Genomic DNA, 2,576 nt, shown 5'->3' on the forward strand with positions numbered 1-2,576 from the left:
CCTTTTAACGAATAACTCTTTGTAACATTCATAACGGTTTCTTCCTGAACTTCCACATCTGGCTCATGACTATGAACAATCGTTTCAATCTGACTGGCTATCGTATCTGCGGCTGTCTGAGTAACATTGATTGTAAGCGTCTGCTTCATCAGATTTACCACTGAGGATTGCACTCCATCCAACTCTCCGACTTCTTTTTCAATTTTTGCGGAACAATTCGGACAGTCCAACCCTTTTAATAGAAATATGCGTTTCATGATAATCTCCTTATAATTTGTTTAATTGTTCAATTACTCAACTATAATGTTAAAAAATATTATTTCTGCCAAAGATGCTCAAATCCCTTGTCAATAATCTCTTTCACATGATCATCTGCCAGCGAGTAGTAAACTATCTGTGCTTCTTTACGGAATTTTACCAGATTCGCTAGGCGTAATGCCTTTAACTGATGCGAAATTGCAGATTTTGTTACCCCCAGTAGCACTGCAAGATCACATACACACATCTCACTCTGTTCTAGAGCGTGTAAGATTTGTACTCTAGTTCCATCTCCAAATAGCTTAAACAAAGAAGCCAACTGGATATAATCATCTTTTGGCTGCATCTTGGATTTCACATCATTCACAATATCCTCATGAATTACATCGCAATTACAAATATAAGACGTTTTTGACATATATTCACCTCCAAATAATAATAGTTGAACAATTACTCAACTATTATTATACTTATTTTTAAATTTATGTCAATAAGCTGATGTTAGTTCCCCATAAATTTTACAATTAAAACCAGCTCTTTATTCTTTTCTTAATCTTTTTTCCCAGTATACCGTTTTGGCTTTCTTGTCACACTTCCTGTAAATCCCGATTCCACGATATCATTTCTAATACAGATTTTACAGTACTTTTTAGATTCAGTCCATCTTTTTAATCCCAGTCGGTAGAAAAACTCTTCTGTTTCTGCTCCACTGCTGAAAATTGCATTACAGTATTCCGTAATCACTTCTTCCTGTTCTGGGGATAACGTTTCCAGTAATTTCTGGTATTTCTTATCAATCTCACTTACTGACTCTTTATCCTGATTCAACTTCCATTCTGAATATGCTTTCCCCATATGCTCTGTAATTGTCAGATTCACAAATTCCTGCACTTCCTCTGGTATGGTACTCGTAGATTCCTGTTTATCTTTCTTTTTATCATTTGATTTTTCAAGTGTCGTGTCATCAATATAACGAATGCCTCATCTTTTTCTATCACCTTGATTTTATATCCTTTTTTAGCGACTTGCTTATTAACAATTTTATCCTTATTTGCTCCAATGACAAGACCAATCAGCATTCCAAAACAAAGCCCCATTGGTATTCCTAAACTATCAATCACAGAGCCAACACCTACACCAATGCACATCCCTAATGTCATACCTGTTCCCGCATTCTTTGTTGTTTGTTTCATTTATGTTCCTCCAAATTCTAATCTACCGATTTTCTAAACCGGAAGTTGTTATTTAATTCAATGGAGATTCCATCAATACAACTTTCTTATTTGCTGCATCCATCATCACTTCACATCCGATAGGCATAGTAAGCATAGGGTGTGTATGACAACAATCAAAATCAGCTAATATAGGAATTTTAGTATCTCCTAAAACTTCTAATAGAATTTCATAAGGACATTTTCCAGTTCCATTATCATCGAATTTTTCATGTTTTCCCAAAATTATTCCACTTACTTTTTCAAATACACCAGCAAGTTTCAACAATGAAAAAGAACGTTCTATTGTACACGCATCTTTTAACGAATCCTCAATAAACAGAATATCTCCCTCTTTAATCTCCGGCATATATTCAGTTCCAAAAAAGCCCTCCATTGTGTTAAGATTTCCGCCTATCATTCTCCCTTGACAAATCCCTGGATTCACGCATATCCAATCATTTCCAAGTTGCTCTTTTGACCTGTCTTGTTCAGCCCAATTGATAAACTCTTCTGTCCAAACCTCTGGCTTTTCATAACAATAAGGAAAAGATATTGTCCCTTTTATCATAGAGTTAAAACTATCAAATGTCCAATCAACAAAAGGAGGCAACTCCCCAAACGAAGATGCAACAGCCGGTCCATAAAAAGTAATTAGCCCTGTCTTTGCGTAAATAGCAAGCAATAAGGCGGTAACATCTGAATATCCAATAATTATTTTGGGATGCTTCTTTAAATATTCATAATCAATATATGGTAAAATTGAGTTTGTATTGTTTCCGCCAATAGATGCCATTAGAATCTGAACATCCTCATTGTATAAGAGTTGATTAAACTCCTGTGCTCTTTCCTGAATTGTTCCAGAACGGTAGTTATCCTTTTTTCGGTATAACTGCCCATTTATTATTTTATAACCTTTAGATTCTAAATATTTGACTCCTCGTTCATAACGAACAGGGACAGTTGCAGAAATTGGTGATGATGAAGAGAATGCGCCTATTGTAATATCATCTTTTAATTTTCTTGCCTTCATATTTCAAGTTCCTCCAGAAATTCTTTAGGTTAGAATCGATGATGGAGTAAACGAAAAAGCAGTTTTGACATTTC

At 35.1% G+C, this 2,576-nt stretch carries 5 protein-coding genes; all 5 read right to left on the reverse strand.

The window, feature by feature from the left end:
* A partial coding sequence (locus DXA57_RS17605; RefSeq protein ID WP_243005822.1) for a cation transporter occupies positions 1 to 257 on the reverse strand: 257 nt, incomplete at its 3' end.
* Positions 258 to 316: 59 nt separating this feature from the next.
* Positions 317 to 676 carry an ArsR/SmtB family transcription factor gene (locus DXA57_RS16520; RefSeq protein WP_015512809.1) on the reverse strand — a complete coding sequence of 120 codons (360 nt, stop codon included), beginning with the start codon at positions 674 to 676 and terminating at the stop codon, positions 317 to 319.
* A 131-nt stretch (positions 677 to 807) separates the two neighbouring features.
* Positions 808 to 1,137 (reverse strand): hypothetical protein, encoded by a 330-nt coding sequence (locus DXA57_RS16525; RefSeq protein ID WP_243005823.1) that lies wholly within the window; start codon positions 1,135 to 1,137, stop codon positions 808 to 810.
* The gene (locus tag DXA57_RS17355) at positions 1,134 to 1,451 is read right to left on the reverse strand and encodes a hypothetical protein (RefSeq protein ID WP_199612765.1); all 318 of its coding nucleotides are present in this window, start codon (positions 1,449 to 1,451) and stop codon (positions 1,134 to 1,136) included. The genes DXA57_RS16525 and DXA57_RS17355 overlap by 4 nt, the downstream gene beginning before the upstream one ends.
* A 52-nt stretch (positions 1,452 to 1,503) precedes the next feature.
* On the reverse strand, positions 1,504 to 2,502 hold the full coding sequence (locus DXA57_RS16535; RefSeq protein ID WP_117768360.1) for a S66 family peptidase: 999 nt from the start codon (positions 2,500 to 2,502) through the stop codon (positions 1,504 to 1,506).
* Between the last annotated feature and the right edge of the window lie 74 nt (positions 2,503 to 2,576).

This window comes from Blautia sp. OF03-15BH (assembly GCF_003463065.1).
GTDB lineage: Bacteria > Bacillota > Clostridia > Lachnospirales > Lachnospiraceae > Limivivens.

Coding starts and splice junctions, on each gene's coding strand:
- DXA57_RS16520 (WP_015512809.1), bottom strand. CDS start 676: ATGTCAAAAACGTCTTATATTTGTAATTGCGATGTAATTCATGAGGAT.
- DXA57_RS17355 (WP_199612765.1), bottom strand. CDS start 1,451: ATGAAACAAACAACAAAGAATGCGGGAACAGGTATGACATTAGGGATG.
- DXA57_RS16535 (WP_117768360.1), bottom strand. CDS start 2,502: ATGAAGGCAAGAAAATTAAAAGATGATATTACAATAGGCGCATTCTCT.